This is a genomic window from Variovorax brevis (genome assembly GCF_030317105.1).
Lineage (GTDB): Bacteria > Pseudomonadota > Gammaproteobacteria > Burkholderiales > Burkholderiaceae_C > Variovorax > Variovorax brevis.
In genome coordinates, this window is record NZ_JASZYG010000001.1 from 751,633 (window position 1) to 768,001 (window position 16,369).

General features: G+C 64.5%; 17 protein-coding genes. 11 read left to right on the forward strand and 6 right to left on the reverse strand.

Annotated features, from left to right (window positions below; all coding sequences use genetic code 11):
* Window positions 1-147: 147 nt before the first annotated feature.
* Together QTI66_RS03210 and QTI66_RS03215 are read right to left on the reverse strand one after the other, a co-directional pair.
* On the reverse strand, window positions 148-1,092 hold the full coding sequence (locus QTI66_RS03210) for an alpha/beta hydrolase (protein ID WP_286557457.1): 945 nt from the start codon (window positions 1,090-1,092) through the stop codon (window positions 148-150).
* Window positions 1,082-2,638, reverse strand: a complete 1,557-nt coding sequence (locus QTI66_RS03215; protein ID WP_286557458.1) for a long-chain-fatty-acid--CoA ligase — start codon at window positions 2,636-2,638, stop codon at window positions 1,082-1,084. Before QTI66_RS03215 ends, QTI66_RS03210 begins: the two co-directional genes overlap by 11 nt.
* Before the next feature lie 368 nt (window positions 2,639-3,006).
* On the opposite strand from QTI66_RS03215, the gene QTI66_RS03220 reads away from it, so the two are divergent.
* The 5 genes from QTI66_RS03220 to QTI66_RS03240 are packed head-to-tail and all read left to right on the forward strand — an operon-like array spanning window position 3,007 to window position 6,538.
* Entirely contained in the window at window positions 3,007-4,050 is a 1,044-nt protein-coding gene (locus tag QTI66_RS03220; RefSeq protein ID WP_286557459.1) for an SAM-dependent methyltransferase, read from the forward strand.
* The gene (locus tag QTI66_RS03225; protein WP_286557460.1) at window positions 4,047-4,646 is read left to right on the forward strand and encodes a DUF2878 domain-containing protein; all 600 of its coding nucleotides are present in this window, start codon (window positions 4,047-4,049) and stop codon (window positions 4,644-4,646) included. Before QTI66_RS03220 ends, QTI66_RS03225 begins: the two co-directional genes overlap by 4 nt.
* Window positions 4,639-5,436, forward strand: coding sequence for a DUF1295 domain-containing protein (locus QTI66_RS03230; RefSeq protein WP_286557461.1), 798 nt, complete (start codon window positions 4,639-4,641; stop codon window positions 5,434-5,436). Before QTI66_RS03225 ends, QTI66_RS03230 begins: the two co-directional genes overlap by 8 nt.
* A 35-nt stretch (window positions 5,437-5,471) precedes the next feature.
* Window positions 5,472-6,080: a DUF6134 family protein gene (locus tag QTI66_RS03235; RefSeq protein ID WP_286557462.1), complete on the forward strand. Its 609-nt coding sequence runs from the start codon at window positions 5,472-5,474 to the stop codon at window positions 6,078-6,080.
* Window positions 6,081-6,121: 41 nt separating this feature from the next.
* Window positions 6,122-6,538: a DUF2177 family protein gene (locus QTI66_RS03240; RefSeq protein ID WP_286557463.1), complete on the forward strand. Its 417-nt coding sequence runs from the start codon at window positions 6,122-6,124 to the stop codon at window positions 6,536-6,538.
* Window positions 6,539-6,542: 4 nt separating this feature from the next.
* Here QTI66_RS03240 and QTI66_RS03245 read toward each other — a convergent pair whose 3' ends face one another.
* Together QTI66_RS03245 and QTI66_RS03250 are read right to left on the reverse strand one after the other, a co-directional pair.
* The gene (locus QTI66_RS03245; protein ID WP_286557464.1) at window positions 6,543-7,199 is read right to left on the reverse strand and encodes a ChrR family anti-sigma-E factor; all 657 of its coding nucleotides are present in this window, start codon (window positions 7,197-7,199) and stop codon (window positions 6,543-6,545) included.
* 5 nt (window positions 7,200-7,204) lie between these two features.
* Complete coding sequence (locus QTI66_RS03250) at window positions 7,205-7,855, reverse strand: sigma-70 family RNA polymerase sigma factor (protein ID WP_286557466.1); 651 nt, start codon at window positions 7,853-7,855, stop codon at window positions 7,205-7,207.
* Window positions 7,856-7,961: 106 nt separating this feature from the next.
* Between QTI66_RS03250 and QTI66_RS03255 the strand changes: the two genes are divergently transcribed.
* From QTI66_RS03255 to QTI66_RS03280, 6 genes are all read left to right on the forward strand, one after another.
* Window positions 7,962-9,323, forward strand: a complete 1,362-nt coding sequence (locus tag QTI66_RS03255; RefSeq protein WP_286557468.1) for an NAD(P)/FAD-dependent oxidoreductase — start codon at window positions 7,962-7,964, stop codon at window positions 9,321-9,323.
* Window positions 9,323-10,114, forward strand: coding sequence for a DUF1365 domain-containing protein (locus QTI66_RS03260; RefSeq protein WP_286557469.1), 792 nt, complete (start codon window positions 9,323-9,325; stop codon window positions 10,112-10,114). The genes QTI66_RS03255 and QTI66_RS03260 overlap by 1 nt, the downstream gene beginning before the upstream one ends.
* On the forward strand, window positions 10,111-11,376 hold the full coding sequence (locus QTI66_RS03265) for an SAM-dependent methyltransferase (protein ID WP_286557471.1): 1,266 nt from the start codon (window positions 10,111-10,113) through the stop codon (window positions 11,374-11,376). The genes QTI66_RS03260 and QTI66_RS03265 overlap by 4 nt, the downstream gene beginning before the upstream one ends.
* A gap of 326 nt (window positions 11,377-11,702) precedes the next feature.
* Window positions 11,703-12,299, forward strand: a complete 597-nt coding sequence (locus QTI66_RS03270) for a DUF6088 family protein (RefSeq protein WP_286557472.1) — start codon at window positions 11,703-11,705, stop codon at window positions 12,297-12,299.
* On the forward strand, window positions 12,292-13,329 hold the full coding sequence (locus tag QTI66_RS03275) for a nucleotidyl transferase AbiEii/AbiGii toxin family protein (RefSeq protein WP_286557474.1): 1,038 nt from the start codon (window positions 12,292-12,294) through the stop codon (window positions 13,327-13,329). Before QTI66_RS03270 ends, QTI66_RS03275 begins: the two co-directional genes overlap by 8 nt.
* A 101-nt stretch (window positions 13,330-13,430) precedes the next feature.
* Window positions 13,431-13,811 (forward strand): Shedu anti-phage system protein SduA domain-containing protein, encoded by a 381-nt coding sequence (locus QTI66_RS03280; protein ID WP_286557475.1) that lies wholly within the window; start codon window positions 13,431-13,433, stop codon window positions 13,809-13,811.
* 201 nt (window positions 13,812-14,012) lie between these two features.
* Here QTI66_RS03280 and guaA read toward each other — a convergent pair whose 3' ends face one another.
* Window positions 14,013-15,626 carry a glutamine-hydrolyzing GMP synthase gene (gene guaA, locus QTI66_RS03285; RefSeq protein ID WP_286557476.1) on the reverse strand — a complete coding sequence of 538 codons (1,614 nt, stop codon included), beginning with the start codon at window positions 15,624-15,626 and terminating at the stop codon, window positions 14,013-14,015.
* Window positions 15,626-16,363 (reverse strand): STING domain-containing protein, encoded by a 738-nt coding sequence (locus QTI66_RS03290; protein ID WP_286557477.1) that lies wholly within the window; start codon window positions 16,361-16,363, stop codon window positions 15,626-15,628. The genes guaA and QTI66_RS03290 overlap by 1 nt, the downstream gene beginning before the upstream one ends.
* Window positions 16,364-16,369: the final 6 nt, after the last annotated feature.

Consider the following 16,369-nt stretch of genomic DNA (forward strand, 5'->3'; position numbering starts at 1 on the left):
CAACTTGCGACCAAATGTAACGCATGAAAGTCGGCACTCACGATGACTGTTACTTTTGCGAAGGCGCAACTAGAACCAAGTGATTAAGCGGGTGTTGTAAATCCGGCGAGACCTTGGCGCGGGTGCCCACGGCGCACATGTTTTCGCTCAGGAAACGGGCGCGCTGCACTCCCTTTTGACGAACGAAGCGATCTGGGACATCGCCACCTTGGACTCCTCCAGGAAATCGGCGATCTGGAAGACATGCGGCAGGTCGGGCCACAGCGTGCATTCCGCCCGACCACCCGCTGCCTGAACCCCTTCGGCAAAGCGCAGCGAATCGTCGCGCAGCAGTTCCGTCGTGCTCGCCTGCAACAACAACGGCGGCAAGTCGTGAAATGTGCCTTTCAGCGGCGACGCATGCGGGTGCTCGGCCTCGGCGGGATCGTTCAGGTAGTTGCCCAGCACAAAGCCCGTGGCGGCGCCGGAGAACATCACATCGCTCTCGGCGTTGAGATGCGCCGAGGGACTGCCAAAGCTGAGGTCGGCAACAGGCGACAGCACGAAGGCGCACGCCGGCAAGGGCAGGCCTTCGTCGCGCGCGCGCTGCAGGGTGACCAAGGTCAGGTTGCCGCCTGCCGAATCGCCGGCAATCACCAGATGCCCCGGAGAAACACCTTGGGCCAGAACGTGCCTGTAGGCGGCGAGTGCGTCATCCGCGCCCGCGGGAAAGCGGTGCTCCGGCGCCAACCGGTAGTCCGGCAGGAAGACGCGGGCATCGAGCTGCTCTGCCAACCTGCGGGCGAACGCCCGGTACATCTGCGGCGCCCGGGTGATCCACGCGCCGCCGTGCAGGTACAGCACCAAGCGCTGCGGCGTGCGGCCGGTTGGCTCGATCCATTCACCATCGCAGTCCGGCGAAACGCGGTCAGGTCGGCCGGGCGCAGAGGTCGCGGCTGGCAACCATGAGCAGAACATGTCGAGCCGCTTCCGGACGAAGTCCACCGTGAGGCCCTTTCGCAGCCACAGCGGCTTGACCAGCCACCGCAGCAGCGTGTTGAAAACCTTGCGCTTGATCCATCCGAGGACACCCACCTGTAGTTCAACTTGCATTTGTTCTGAGCTCGCGCTTGAGGATCTTGCCGGTGGCCGTCATCGGCAACGATTCAACAATCTCGATGATGCGCGGGTACTTGTAGCCCGCCATGCGCTCCTTGCACCAGGCCAGCACTTCGTCCGGCGCCGCTTTCTGGCCCGGCTTGAGCACCAGCACTGCCTTGATCTCCTCGCCGTGCGTGTCGTGCGGAACCCCGATCACCGCCACGGTGGCGACAGCCGGATGCGTGCTCAGCACTTCTTCGAGCTCGCGCGGATAGACGTTGAAGCCGCCGCGAATGATCATGTCCTTGACCCGGTCCACGATGAACAGGTTGCCCTTCTCGTTGAACTGGCCGATGTCGCCCGAATGGAACCATCCGTCGCGAATGGCATCGGCCGTGGCTTCGGGTCGGTTGAAGTAGCCCTTCATGACGTTGTGGCCGCGGATGCAGATTTCGCCGCGCTCACCTTGTGGCACGGTGCTGCCGCTTTCATCGACCAGCTTGATCTCGACGCCGTACAGGGGCTGGCCGACGCTGCCCGCTTCGCGTTCGCTTTCCATGAAGGAGAAGGAGGCCACGGGACTGGTTTCCGACAGGCCGAAGCCTTCGAGCACCATCACGCCGAACTCTTTCTCAAAGGCCGTCATCACGGCCGTCGGCATCGCAGCGCCGCCCGAAAAAGCGACACGCATCTTCGCGGCAATGGCGGGAATGTCGTGACGCTCCTTGGCGCCGGGCAGGTTCAGGAGCGCGATGAACATCGTGGGCACGCCCGCGAAGATCGTGACGCCGTGCCTTTGCATGGCCGCGAAAGCGGCATCGGGTTCGAAGCGCGGCAGCAGCACGGCCGTGGCACCGACCATGACGGCCGCATTCATCTGCACGGTTTGCCCGAAGGAATGGAACAGGGGCAGCGTGATGAGGTAGGTGTCTTTCGAGTCCACTTTGCCCAGCAAGGCGGAGTTCGCGATGTTGAGCGCGAGATTGGCATGCGACAGTTCGGCGCCCTTGGGCTTGCCGGTCGTGCCCGAGGTGTACAGGATCACCGCCGTGTCGGTCTCCGAGGTCTGCTCGTAGTCGCCGGTGGTGGGCTGGCCGCTCATCAACTGGCCCAGCGTGCGGGCGCCCTCGATGGCGCTCGGCTTCGTCGGATCGGCCGTGATGACGATGAAGTTGCCGGTGCCCGCCTCCCTGGCGCCTGCTGCGCCTTCCTGGCCGAGCGGCAGTTCCGGGCTGCCTTCGAAGCAGAAGAAGGCCTTGGCCTGGCTGTCTTTCAGGTGGAAGGCAATCTCGGGCGCCTTCAGCAGCACATTGATCGGCACGACCACCGCGCCGGCTTTCAGGATGCCGTAGTACACCACCGGAAAAAACGGCAGGTTCGGGCAGGCCAGCACCACCTTGTCGCCCTTCTGGATGCCCATGGCGCGCAGCCCATTGGCGACCTGGTTGGCGGCGGCGTTGAGCTGGCTGTAGGTCAGAGACTTGTCCAGAAAGCAGATGGCCGGCTTGTTGGGCAAAAGGGCTGCGCTGCGCTGGAGATTGGCGGCGATGTTGAGCATGGAAATTCCTCCTGAGAACTTGAAAAGAAAACGGGTAGTTTGGCGCGCAGCGCCGAGCGTGCTTTGAGATGGCGGCCGGTACAAGCCAGCAATAGTTATTTGTCCATTGCAAACGTTTCTTGTTTTGCAATGCCCTTCCCTCTTTGGAGCCAGCGTGTGCGGCGCCTGTTGGCGCACGGCAGTTGGAAAGCCATGCACCGGACCGCGCACGATACGGCCTGAACTCGGACTTCGCCAACCCCAGTTTCCCTATGCGTTGGCCGATCGATCCGCCCCTGCACGGGACGGCGAGGTGATCCAGTCGGCACCTGCATGCGTACACCCATTGGTCGGCACACCACCTGTGCTGCGTATCAGAAAGTCACCGCATGCCCGGAAACACCGCCGTCGCCATCCAGTGGATCGAGCAGGGCCTCGTGCCGGACCGGGTCGTTCGCATCGGCATTCGCCGACTGCTCGATGCGCGGCTGGCCGAACTGCAAAGCGGCAACGCGGATGAGACGGCAGCGCAGACACGCGATTTCGTGCAAGCCATGCAGGACGCGGAACTGGCGCCACGGCCCGAGATGGCCAACCAGCAACACTACGAGTTGCCGGCGGCGTTCTTCGCCCATGTGCTGGGCAGCCACCGCAAGTACAGCTGCGCGTGGTGGCCCTCGGGCGTCGACACGCTGGACGAAGCCGAGGCCGCTGCACTGCGCATCACCTGCGAACGCGCAGGCCTTGCGGATGGCCAGGACATCCTGGAGCTCGGCTGCGGCTGGGGAGCGCTCACGCTGTGGATGGCGCGGCACTTTCCGGCGAGCCGCATCACCGCGCTGTCGAACTCGAACTCGCAGCGCCAGTTCATCGAAACGCAGGCGCGGCGCGAAGGCCTTGGCAACATCCGCGTGCTGACGCGCGACTTCAACGTGTTCGAGACCGATCAGCGCTTCGACCGCGTGGTCTCCGTCGAGATGTTCGAGCATTTGCGCAACTGGCCGCAGGCCTTTGCCAACGTTGCGCGATGGCTCCGGCCGAATGGGCGCTTCTTCATGCACGTCTTTGCACACCGCGAGGCGCCCTACCCCTTCGTCGAGCGCGACGCGAGCGACTGGATGAGCAAGCATTTCTTCACCGGCGGCGTGATGCCCAGCGACGACCTCGCGCTGCATTGCCAGGACGATCTGCGTATCCTGCAGCGCTGGCGGTGGGACGGCAGGCACTACCAGCGCACCGCCGAGGCGTGGCTGCGCAACATGGACGATCGGCGCAGCGAGATCCTGCCGCTCTTCCATGACACCTACGGACGTGACGCTGAAATCTGGTGGACGCGCTGGCGCCTGTTCTTCATGTCCGTGGCGGAACTGTTCGGGTTCAGCGCCGGACAGCAATGGTGGGTGAGCCACTACCTGTTCGAGAAGCGTGCATGACGACGCCGTCGCTCGCCCAGGGGAAGCATGACCCGTCCAGTGAAGGGGTCGCACAACCCACGCGCGTGCGCCAGATTGCCAACCTGGTCGTGTTCCAGTCGGCCTGGTTTGCCGCTGTACTGGGCGCCGCCCATCACGCCCCATTGCTCGGCACGGCATGCGTGATCGGCGCGATTGGCTGGCACGTCGCCATTTCCAAACGGCCCGGGCAAGAGGCGATGCTGGTGGCCCTGGCATGCGCCTTGGGTCTTGTGGTGGAGACGTTCACCGCACTGCAAGGCAACGTCAGCTACCCCTCGGGCCAACCCGTTTCGGGCCTTGCCCCCTACTGGCTGGTCGCCCTGTGGGGCTTGCTGGCCATCAGTCTCAACGTGACGCTGCGATGGCTGCGGGCGCGCTGGTGGCTCACTGCGGGCCTGGCCGCGGTGGCCGGGCCGGCCTCGTTCGTTTCCGGCGTCCGGCTCGGTGGTGCGCAGTTCATTGACATGACTTCTGCGCTGGTGACACTGGCCTGCATCTGGGCGCTGGCCATGCCGCTGCTGGTACGACTGTCCATGCGCTTTGACGGCGTGGCAACTGGAACGCGCCATGCATGAGCCTTCGCTTCGCGTTGCGCTTGGCGGGTTTGCAACGATGCTTTGCCTGAGCTTGCTGTCGTGGTTCGTCAGCCTGATGCGACGCGATGCGAGCCTGGTGGATCGCATGTGGGGCGTCTTCATTGCCAGCGCCGCGTTGACCTGGTTCGTCGCGCTGCCCTCGGTGGGTGCGCGGGGCTTGGCCATGCTGGTTCTGGTCCTGGTGTGGGCGCTTCGCCTGTGCATCTACGTCACCGTGCGCAACTGGGGCCATGGCGAAGATCGCCGATACCGGGAGATTCGCGTGCGCAACGAGCCCGGCTTCGGGCTCAAGAGTCTCTATCTTGTCTTCGGGCTGCAAGCCGTGTTGGCGTGGGTGGTGACAATGCCATTGCTGGTCGGCATGGCGGCGGATCGTTCTTTGCACGCGCTCGACATCGTGGGCATCGCGCTGGCCGCCTTCGGCATGTTTTACGAGGCCGTGGGCGATGCCCAGATGTCCCGCTTCAAGGCCGACCCTGCGAATGCCGGGCGCGTGATGGACCGGGGCTTGTGGCGATGGAGCCGTCACCCGAACTATTTTGGCGAGGCTTGCGTCTGGTGGGGCTTGTGGCTGGTGGCGGTTGGTGGCGCGGGATGGGCGGGCACGTGGACTGTCGTGTCACCCTTGTTGATGACGGTGTTGCTGCTGAAGGTCAGCGGGGTGAGCCTGCTTGAAAAAGACATCGGCGAAAGGCGTCCAGCGTACCGCGACTACATCGCGCGCACGCGCGCCTTTTTGCCCGGACCACCACGCAAGGGCTCGACATGACTCGGCCACAACCACGCACGTGGCTCGCAGTGTTGATGGCAGCAGGAATCCATGCGCACACTGCTGCGGCGAGCGGTGGCGTGTGGGACTTCGTCGCACTCCTGAACGGCGAGCCGATCGGCGAACACCGGTTCAGCGTCGTGGCCTCGGGCGATGGACGCAAGGTGGCGAGCGACGCGAATTTCACCGTCAAGTTCGTGGGCATCACGGCTTACCGCTACCGTCACCATGCGATCGAGCAATGGCGCGGCAATTGCCTGAAGGCACTCGATGCGACAACAGACGACGACGGCAAGGCCACCCAGGTCGACAGCAGGACCCAGGATGAACGCCTCATCGTGTCCACGAACGCCGGCAACGCCCGCACGATGCCGGATTGCGTGATGAGCTTCGCCTACTGGAACCCGGCGATCCGCACGCAAGCGCGGCTGCTCAATGCGCAATCGGGCGAACTCGAAGAAGTCCAGATCCGCCGGATCGGCACGGGCGACATCAGCGTGCGCGGGACGACGATGACCGCCACGCGCTGGCGCATCAGCGGCCCGCCGCGACCCATCGACGTCTGGTATTCGGCGCAGGACGAATGGGTCGGCCTGGACTCGACGGTGGCGGGCGGCCGCACGCTCAGCTATCGCCTCAAATGAAAAGCCGGCCCGGGCATCGAGAAACAAGAGAAAGCAACGCCATGAATGTTCGACAGTTCGCCCTCGCCTACGCAGCCGTCGCTGTGATCTTTCTGGCGCTGGATGCCATCTGGCTCACGGCCATGGCGGATCGCCTCTATCGGCCCGCGCTCGCGCACCTGATGCGAGAGCGCTTTGACGTGGCACCGGCCATTGTCTTCTACGCCCTCTATTTCGTGGGCGTGGTGATCTTCGCCGTGGCGCCCGGATTGCGCGATGGTGATTGGCAAAGGTCACTGGGCCTGGGCGCCCTTTTCGGCCTGATCGCCTATGCCACCTACGACCTCACCAACCAGGCCACGCTCAAGGATTGGCCGTGGCACGTGACGGTGGCAGACCTCGTGTGGGGCAGCTTCGTCACGGCGGTAGCCGCTGGCATCGCCTGCGCAGTCACCGCGAGGTTCATGCCCTCGCGTTGACCCTTCACAGGCCGACGATCGCGCCCATCCAGCGCGCGACGACGCCCTGGAACAGCACCTTGCCCCGCACGGAGGCGAGGCAGATGCATTCACCCTGCGCCAGCACCTTGGGTTCGTGAAGGATGCTCGGGTCCGCTTCGTCGAAATCGCCCGGACCGAACAAGGCACGGCCGTCGTGAAAGGCGCCGTGCAGCACCTGCGTCAGCTCGTTGTCGCTGTGCGTGTGAAAAGGCAGGCACTTGCCCGCGCCGATGCGCAGCAGGAAGACATTGGCGGCCGGGTCGTACGGCACCTTGACGCGGCACCAGCGCATGCCCGGCGCGATCCAGCGCCAGCGCGACGCCTGGCAGTCTTTCAGGGCGCGCGGCCACGCCATGCCCGCCGGAAGTTCCGGCCGCGTGCCCGCCGGCCGCTGGCGGCCGCTCGGGCGAGGTGCGGGTGAATCGATGGCCGCCCAAGTTTGGGCCAGAGCCTGCGCCGACACGTCAGCCGGCGTCACGTCTTCCAGCATGGCGCCGCCTACCGTCTCGAACAGCCGCACGCGCTCGCGGCAATGCGCGCAAAGTTCGAGGTGGCTGGCGACAACCAGTGCGCGTCCGCTGTCGAGCTTGCCGGCCGCATGGCCCAGCAGGAGGTCGTCGTCGGGGTGGTGTTGAATCATGATGGTCAAATCTCGCCGAGCATGCGACGCAGGTGGGTCACGGCCAGCCGCACGCGCGACTTGACGGTACCCAGGGGGATTCCCAAGTCTTGCGCGATCCGGGCGTGCGAATGCTCTTCGTAAAAGGACAGGCGCAGCACCTGCACCTGCTCCGCGGGCAGTTGCGCCATGGCCTCGCGCACGCCGCGCTCGCGCTGGCGCGCCGTGGCTTCTTCATCGGGCTGCAGCGCCGGGTCCGCGCGTTCTTCGCCCTCGGGCGCCTCGCCGTCCAGCAGACCGGAGCCTCCGCGACGGAAATGATCGACACGCAGGTTGCGCGCAATGGTGAAGATCCAAGTGGAGACGGCAGCGTGGCGGGCATCGAACATCGAGGCCTTGCGCCAGACGCTGATCATGGTTTCCTGCACCAGTTCTTCCGCCTGGCCCTCGCTGCTGCCGGCGCGCATCAAGTAGGCTTTGACGCGCGGCGCGAAGTGCTTGAACAGTGCGGCAAACGCCTGCCGGTCGCCGTTGGCAGCGACGGCGTGCACGAGTTCAGTCAGTTCCTCGCTGGTCGGCATGGATCGATCTTTTAGCGACGTGACGATCGACAGGTGGGCCGATCGCAGCCGGTTCGACTTCGATGCCGTTGCCGATGGCTGTCGGGCAGTGTTCATGGTGTTCATACGCACCGCCGGGAAATTAGATCACAGGGCCAGCAAATGAAGTAATCCAAAAGCCGGCGTTCGACGTACAAGCACCAACGCTTCAAAGGACGACGACATGAGGATGCGGCTTGCGCACGGCGAATACCCACGAAACACGCAGGCACCCGTGCTGGACGTGGCGGTCATTGGCAGCGGCATCTCCGGCCTGGGCGCGGCCTGGCTGCTGGCACAGCGCCATCGGGTGACGGTGTTCGAAGCCGACGGCCGGGCTGGCGGCCACAGCAACACGGTCGACGTGTGCACCCCGTCCGGAACGGTGCCGGTGGACACGGGCTTCATCGTGTTCAACGAAGCGGCGTATCCCAACCTCACCGCGCTGCTGGCGCATCTGGCGGTGCCGACCCAAGCATCCGAAATGTCCTTTGGCGTGAGCCTGGACGACGGCGCACTGGAGTATTCGGGAACCGACCTGCGCGGACTCTTTGCCCAGCGCGGGAATCTATTCAACCTGCGCTTCTGGTCGATGTTGCGCGACCTCGTTCGCTTCTACCGGCGCGCCCCGGTCGACGCGGCACGCATCGGGCTGATGCCGCTGGACGACTACCTCGACGCACAAGGCTACGGCCGCGCCTTCCGCGACGACCACCTCTATCCGATGGCTGCGGCGATCTGGTCCACGTCGGCCGCGCACATCGGCCAGTACCCGACCGAAGCCTTCGTGCGCTTCTGCGAGAACCACCAGTTGCTCCGGTTGGGCCGCCGCGACGCGTGGCGCACGGTGGACGGCGGCAGCCGCCGCTACGTCGAACGCCTGACCCGCGCGCTGGGCGATCGCATGCGGCTGAACAGCCCGGTTGCCGAGTTGCAACGTCTTGCTTCGGGCGTGCTGCTGCGCACGCGCGACGACGCGACGTGGCAACGATTCGACCAGGTCGTCGTCGCCACCCATGCCGACCAGGCGCTGCGCTTGCTCCCCGACGCCAGTGGCGACGAACGCCGGCTGCTCGGTGCTTTCGGCTACATGCGCAACCGCGCGGTGCTGCACAGCGACAGCGCCCTGATGCCCAGGCGCCGCGCCGTGTGGTCCAGCTGGAACTACGCCGCCGACCGCACGCGCAGCGACGCGCTGTGCGTGACCTACTGGATGAATCGCCTGCAGGGCATCCGCCAGGATGTGCCGCTGTTCCTCACGCTCAACCCGGTGACGGAACCGCGCGCAAACCACCTGATTCGCACCGGGATGTACGAACACCCGGTGTTCGACGCCGCAGCCATTCGCGCGCAAGACGAACTCTGGTCGCTGCAAGGGCAAAACCGCACCTGGTTCTGTGGCGCGTACTTCGGATCGGGCTTTCATGAGGACGGGCTGCAGGCGGGCCTTGCGGTGGCTGAGCAGTTGGGCGATGTGCGCCGGCCGTGGAACGTGGCCGGCGAATCGGGCCGCATCCGCTTGCGACCGCAACTGGCGAGGGCCTGATGCGCGCCAGCGAATCGGCTCTCTACACGGGCCATGTCATGCATCAGCGGATGCGGCCAGCACGCCATCGGCTGCGCTATCGGCTCTTCAGCCTGCTGCTGGACCTGGACGAACTGGAAGCACTCGATGGCCAGTTGCGCTGGTTCTCGCTGAACCGCTTCAACCTCTTCAGCCTGCACGAGCGCGACTACGGCGATGGCGGTGGGCTGCGCAAGCATGTCGAGCGCCAACTGCTGGTTGCCGGCCTGCAGGTGGGCGGTGCGATCCGGCTGCTGACGATGCCTCGCATCCTTGGCTATGCCTTCAACCCGATCAGCGTGTATTTCTGCCATCGGCTGGACGGCGACCTGCAGGCGATCGTCTACGAGGTGAACAACACCTTTGGCGAGCGGCACAGCTACTTCATTGCGGTCGATGCGGACGCGTGCCGCGACGCAACCATTATGCAGAGCTGCGCCAAGTCGCTCCATGTGTCGCCCTTTTTGGGGCTGGACATGCGCTACGGATTTCGAATCGATGCGCCGCGAGCCGACACGCCGCATCTGGCCATCGCCGTCAGCGCCAGCGATTCGCATGGTGGCGTGCTCATTGCCCGCTTCGACGCGCAGCGCAAGCCGCTTTCGGACGCCGCGCTTGCGGGCGCGTTCTTCTCGCATCCGCTGCTCACGCTGAAGGTCATCGTGGCAATTCACTGGGAGGCCCTGCGCTTGTGGATCAAGGGCGTTCCGCTTCATTCCCGTCCCGCCGCACCACCGCAGCCGGTGCATTCCATCAAACCCGAAGACTCATGAACACACCCGCTTCTCCTCGCGCTGGCTTTCGGTCGCAGCGGGCGACCCAAGGCGTTGCGAACCTGCTGTCGGCTTGCGCCGGCTGGCCGCTTCGCCGCCTCGTTGTGGGCCTCTTGCGCAAGGTGACGCACGGCACATTGAGCGTCGAGTTGCCGGACGGCGCGACGCTCGAGGGCCGGGGCAAGGCGGATGAGCCATCCGTCTCGATCCAGTTGCACCGTTGGCGCCCGTTGCTGCGCCTGCTCCTGCGCGGTGATCTCGGCTTTGCCGAGTCCTACCGGGACGGCGACTGGTCGACACCGGACCTGACAGCCCTGCTGGCATTTGGCCTGCGCAATGAAGCGAGTTGGGGCCGCACGCTCGATGCGTCCTTGCCTTTTGGGTGGCTGGGTCGCGCATTCCACGCGACGCGTGCCAACACACGACGCGGCAGCCGCGAGAACATTTCTTTTCACTACGACATGGGCAATGATTTCTATGCCCATTGGCTCGACGCCGACCTCATCTATTCGAGCGGCCTCTACGCGACCGGACAGGAGACGCTGGAGCAGGCGCAGGCGGCCAAGCTGGCGCGCATCATGGATCTGCTCGACCTGAAGGCGCCGGCGAAGGTGCTGGAGATCGGCTGCGGATGGGGCGCACTGGCGTTGGCACTCGCGCAGGGTCATGACGCACACGTGACGGGCTTGACGCTCTCGTCAGAACAGCTGGCGCATGCGAGGCAGCGCGTTGAAGCGTGCGGCCTGCAGGAGCGTGTCGAACTGCGCTTGCAAGACTACCGCGACGTCGAAGGCCAATACGATCGCATCGTCTCCATAGAGATGCTGGAAGCGGTGGGCGAACGCTACTGGCCGACGTACTTCGACACGCTGCGCGAGCGCTTGAGTCCCGATGGCCTGGCGGTACTGCAAGTGATCACGATCGCGCAAGAGAGCTTCGAGCACTACCGACACAACACCGATTTCATCCAGCGCTTCATCTTTCCGGGCGGCATGTTGCCCTCCGTCGCGGCCATGCACGAGCAGGCGGCGCGCGCGGGTCTGGTCATGGAGCAGGCGCAATCCTTTGGGCCGGGCTATGCGGCGACTTTGGCCGAATGGCGGCACCGCTTCCTTCGCGCCTGGCCCGCGATCCGTGGATTGGGTTTCGACGCTGATTTCCGGCGGTTGTGGGAGTACTACCTTTGCTATTGCGAAGCAGGGTTTCGCACTGGGCGCGTTGACGTCGGACTGTTCACGCTGAGGCACGCGAAGGCAGCGTAAAGGAACGCCGCACGCTCCTCAGCCCCACAAATGGGGCAAAGCGCGCAAATAAACGGGGTACCGGTTTGCTAAATACCCCATTAATTTCGCGCGCCAACGCCCTAAGTTCCTCGTGTTTCTCCCAGCGGCTTGAACGAGTTGATCTGCTTGAACATTGCAATGGAATGTCAGTGGAGAGTCACCCCGGCAGACACGGCTACCGAACGACCCAACCCGGTGTCACTCGGCTAACTCTCGGTTCGTCAACCTGCCATGCCTTGAGTCGGTCTGGTGACAAAGCAGAATGTCAGAAACTACGATAAACTTCTGACACCAGAGATCCAGTCATGAGCACGCTCCCCCGTTCCATCCTGTCACACACCCAATCCCTGCCCGAGGGCGGCGTGGTGTCGCCCAAGGAGTTTCTGCATCTCGGGAGCCGCGCCGCGGTTGATCAGGCGTTCTCGAGACTTGCCAAGGAAGGCAAGTTGCTTCGGGTGGCGCGCGGCACCTACGTCACGCCTGTGTCGAGCCGGTTTGGGACGCGAGCTCCAGCTCCTGAAAAGGTCGTGCAATCTCTGGCCGCCCAAAGCGGTGAGGTGGTCACACCGCACGGCGCCAACGCGGCCAACGCGCTGGGCCTGACACAGCAGGTGCCGATTCGCGAGGTCTATCTGACCTCGGGGCGCAGCCGCAAGCTGAAGCTGGGTCGCTACGAGGTGACGGTCAAACATGCCCCCCGCTGGATGTTGGCTCTGGGCGTCGGCCAAGCCGGCGCGGCCGTGCGGGCGCTGGCCTGGATGGGACCGTCGCATGTGCGCGAATCGCTGGCCGCCTTGCGGCGAACGCTTCCGTCTTCGGAATGGCAGGCGCTTACGTCGGGGCGTGCCGGCCTGCCCTCATGGATGGCCAGGGCGATCGGCGAAGAAGCGATTCGTGGCTGAGCCCTACTTCTCCCTCAGCGACGCGGACCGGGCCGAAGTCCTGGAAGTAGGCCGGGAGCGGACCGGCCGCCCGGCCCATCTAATGGAAAAGGACATCTGGGTCGTCTGGACGCTTGGCACGCTGTTCGGGTCGCCGGTCGGTACGGATCTAACGTTCAAGGGTGGCACGTCCCTCTCCAAGGCCTACCGCATCATCGACAGGTTCTCGGAAGACCTCGACCTGACGTACGACATCCGCAAGCTGATCGCCGACCTGACGGGAGGCGAGGAGTTCTTGCCGGCCAGCCGCAGCCAGGCCAGCAAGTGGACGAAAGCCGTGCGCGACCGGCTTCCGGCGTGGATCGCAGGCACGGTGCAGCCCGTGATTCAGGACGCACTCGACAAGGCGAAGCTGGGTGCGAAGCTGGAAGTCGCAGGTGCGGACAAGGACAAGTTGCTGCTTCACTACCAAGCGGTCAAGCAAGGGACCGGATATGTCGCTCCGGTCGTCACATTGGAGTTTGGCGGTCGGGCGACGGGCGAGCCGCACGCGGCCATACCGGTAGCGTGTGACATCGACGGCCACGTCGACGGAGTGACGTTTCCGACCGCCTCCCCGGTGGTCATGAGCGTCGCCCGGACCTTCTGGGAAAAGGCAACTGCCGCGCACGTCTATTGCGCCCAAGGCCGGATCCGCGGCGAGCGCTATGCGCGGCACTGGCACGACCTGGCGGCCATCATGAGAAGCTCGCACTTCGATGCCGTCGTCAATGATCGCGAAGTCGCACGCGCGGTCGCTGAGCACAAGTCGTATTTCTTCCCCGAGAAGGATGCCGCAGGCAATACGGTCGACTACTTCGCCGCCATCGCAGGTACCCTGCACGTCGTGCCCAAGGGGGCCGCACGCGAAGCCCTCGCCCTCGACTACGCCAGCATGCTCGAAGATCAAGTCATGGTAGGGGACGCGCTGCCCTTCGAAGACCTCATGCTGGCCTGCGCGGAAGTTGCAGCCAGAGCCAACGGAGCACCGACAACGACAGCGCGTCCCTGATCGTGAGCCCGTGCACTCGCATTCCACCAGCGTCAGCGTGTTCTTGAGCGTCTGGGCCCGGCGCGCATGTCTCTAAACATTGATGCAGCAAGGAGTTATCGATGGACGACGAGGCAGAGATACATCGAAAGAAGATCTCCGGCAAAACCTATATCAGTCCCGCTGTGGCGACGGCCGAGGGCTCGTTGCGCATTGCCTCCAAGTCATTGACTCCGAGGGCCCTATACGGGTTGATCCAACCCAACGATGAGGACGGCAATCCGACCGGGGAGTCCGTCTTCAATTTCAGGCCGCGTGCTTTCATCGTTGCGGGCTCTCTGGGCGAATTCGTCTCAGCGCAAGGTGTCAACACCGACAAGATGCGCTCCTTCGAGCTGTATCGCAACAGCATCGCGGGCATTGACATCATGACCTTCGACGAACTCTACGAGCGCAGCAAGTTCATTGTCGAGGCGGCAGCAATGCCGACACCATCGAACTAGCGCTACGCACCTGCGCCCTTCTCTTGGCTACGCGTGCCGAAGACCCGCAGCCCAGTTCCGCCCGCGATGTACAAGGAGCAGCTCGTGCCACGCCCGGGCAGGCGAAGATTTGCGCGGCGTGCTTTCGGCGCAGCTGTTCCGTTGGTGAAGTCCATGACCAATTTGCAGCAAGCTGCAGGAAGCCAGGGGCCGCTGGCTCCGTCACTCCCACTCAATCGTCGCCGGCGGCTTGCTCGAAACGTCGTAGGTCACGCGGTTGATCCCTCGCACCTCGTTGATGATCCGCCCCGACACCTTCTTGAGCAGCGCATAAGGCAGCTCTGCCCAGTCGGCCGTCATGAAGTCGCTCGTCTGCACCGCGCGCAGCGCAACCACGTAGTCATACGTCCGGCCATCGCCCATGACGCCCACGCTCTTCACCGGCAGGAACACGGTGAAGGCCTGGCTGGTGAGGTCGTACCAGGTCTTGCCAGACGCCTCATCCTTGAAGTTGCGCAGCTCCTCGATGAAGATCGCATCGGCGCAGCGCAGCAGGTCGGCGTATTCCTTCTTCACTTCGCCCAGGATGCGCACGCCCAGGCCCGGGCCCGGGAAGGGATGGCGGTAGACCATCTCCGGCGGCAGGCCCAGCGCCACGCCCAGCTCGCGCACTTCGTCCTTGAACAGGTCGCGCAGCGGCTCCAAGAGCTTCAGGCCCAGTTGCTCGGGCAGGCCACCCACGTTGTGATGGCTCTTGATCGTCACGGCCTTCTTGCTCTTCGCACCGCCCGACTCGATCACGTCCGGATAGATCGTGCCCTGCGCCAGCCACTTCGCGCCCTTGGCACCGGCGCTGGTGAGCTTGGCCGCTTCCTGCTTGAACACCGTGACGAACTCGCCGCCGATGATCTTGCGCTTGGCCTCCGGGTCGCTCACGCCGGCCAGCTTGCCCAGGAACAGGTCGCTCGCATCGACGCGAATCACCTTCGCGTGCAGCTTGCCAACGAACATGTCCATGACCATGTCGCCTTCGTTCAGCCGCAGCAGGCCGTGGTCGACGAACACGCAGGTCAGCTGGTCGCCGATGGCGCGATGGATCAGCGCCGCGGCCACCGACGAATCGACACCACCCGACAAGCCGAGGATGACTTCTTCGTCACCCACCTGTTCGCGGATCTTCTCGACCGCTTCGGCGATGTGGTCGCGCATGACCCAATCGGGCTTGGCGCCGCAGATGCCGAGCACGAAGCGGTTGAGCAGCGCCTGGCCCTGCACCGTGTGCGTGACTTCGGGATGGAACTGCACGCCGTAGAAGTGCCTGTCTTCGTCGGCCATGCCGGCGATGGGGCATGAATCGGTGGACGCCATCAGCTTGAAGCCGGGCGGCAGTTCGGTCACCTTGTCGCCATGGCTCATCCACACGTTGAGCATGCCGTGGCCTTCATCGGTCGTGAAGTCGGCGATGTCCTTGAGCAACTCCGTATGGCCACGTGCGCGCACGGCCGCAAAGCCGAACTCGCGCTTGTGCCCGCCCTCGACCTTGCCGCCGAGCTGGTGCGCCATGGCCTGCATGCCGTAGCAGATGCCCAGCACCGGCACGCCCAGCTCGAACACGGCCTGCGGTGCCTTGTCCGTGGTCTCTTCGTAGATGCTCGCGTGGCTGCCCGACAGGATCACGCCCTTGAGCGTGCCGTCCCTGGCGTAGTCGCGGATCCACTCGTCGCTCACGTCGCAGGGGTGGACTTCGGAGAACACATGCGCCTCGCGTACGCGGCGCGCGATGAGTTGCGTGACTTGCGAGCCGAAGTCGAGGATGAGGATTTTCTGGTGTTGCATTACAGGTGAACCATGCGGGAATCGGTGAAGACGACGCGGCCCTCGGCCACGTCCGAGGCGAGCATCTGCACGACCTCATCGAAAAATTTGGCGATCAGCTCCTGCGTGATCAACCCTTGCTCGGAATCCGACAGCGGAAGCCCTGACTTCTTGCGTCGCTGCTCGCTGCGATAGTCCACGAGGCTCTTGAGCGTCAGCAGCGTGGACGGAAAATCGACATAGCGCAATTCTCCCGCTTCGCCGCGCTGGCTCTCGATCATGAGCACATCGCGCAAACGCTTGCCTCCCGTCGCCAGCTGCCGCACCGACGACTTGTAGCCGCGGCTGGCAATCTGCTGCTTGTAGCGCTCGACACTTGCATCGTCCAGTTCGTCGAGCCCCGTCGGGCGGAACACCACGAAGCGGCCGTCCGGCGACTGCGCCTTCAGGTCCGCAATGGCCACCCGCGCAAAATTGTTGACGTAACCGTGCGCCAGCGCAAACGCGAGCGAATAGCCATCCTCGATCTGCGCCTTCATGCTGACGCGAATGACCGTGAGCGCCGCAAATATCGCCGACAGCAGCGTGAAGAGGCTGCCCCAGGACGCGACCTTGCCGGGGTCTTCCACCACCACCAGCACCGTTGCCGCAAAGGCCAGCAACGCAAGAAAGGCCGCGATGAGTCCGCGCGTCCTGATGCGCGCGGCCACCAGCTTCAGGTAGCGCCAGTAACTGGAAGCCCAGGAGGACGCAGACACGCCCCC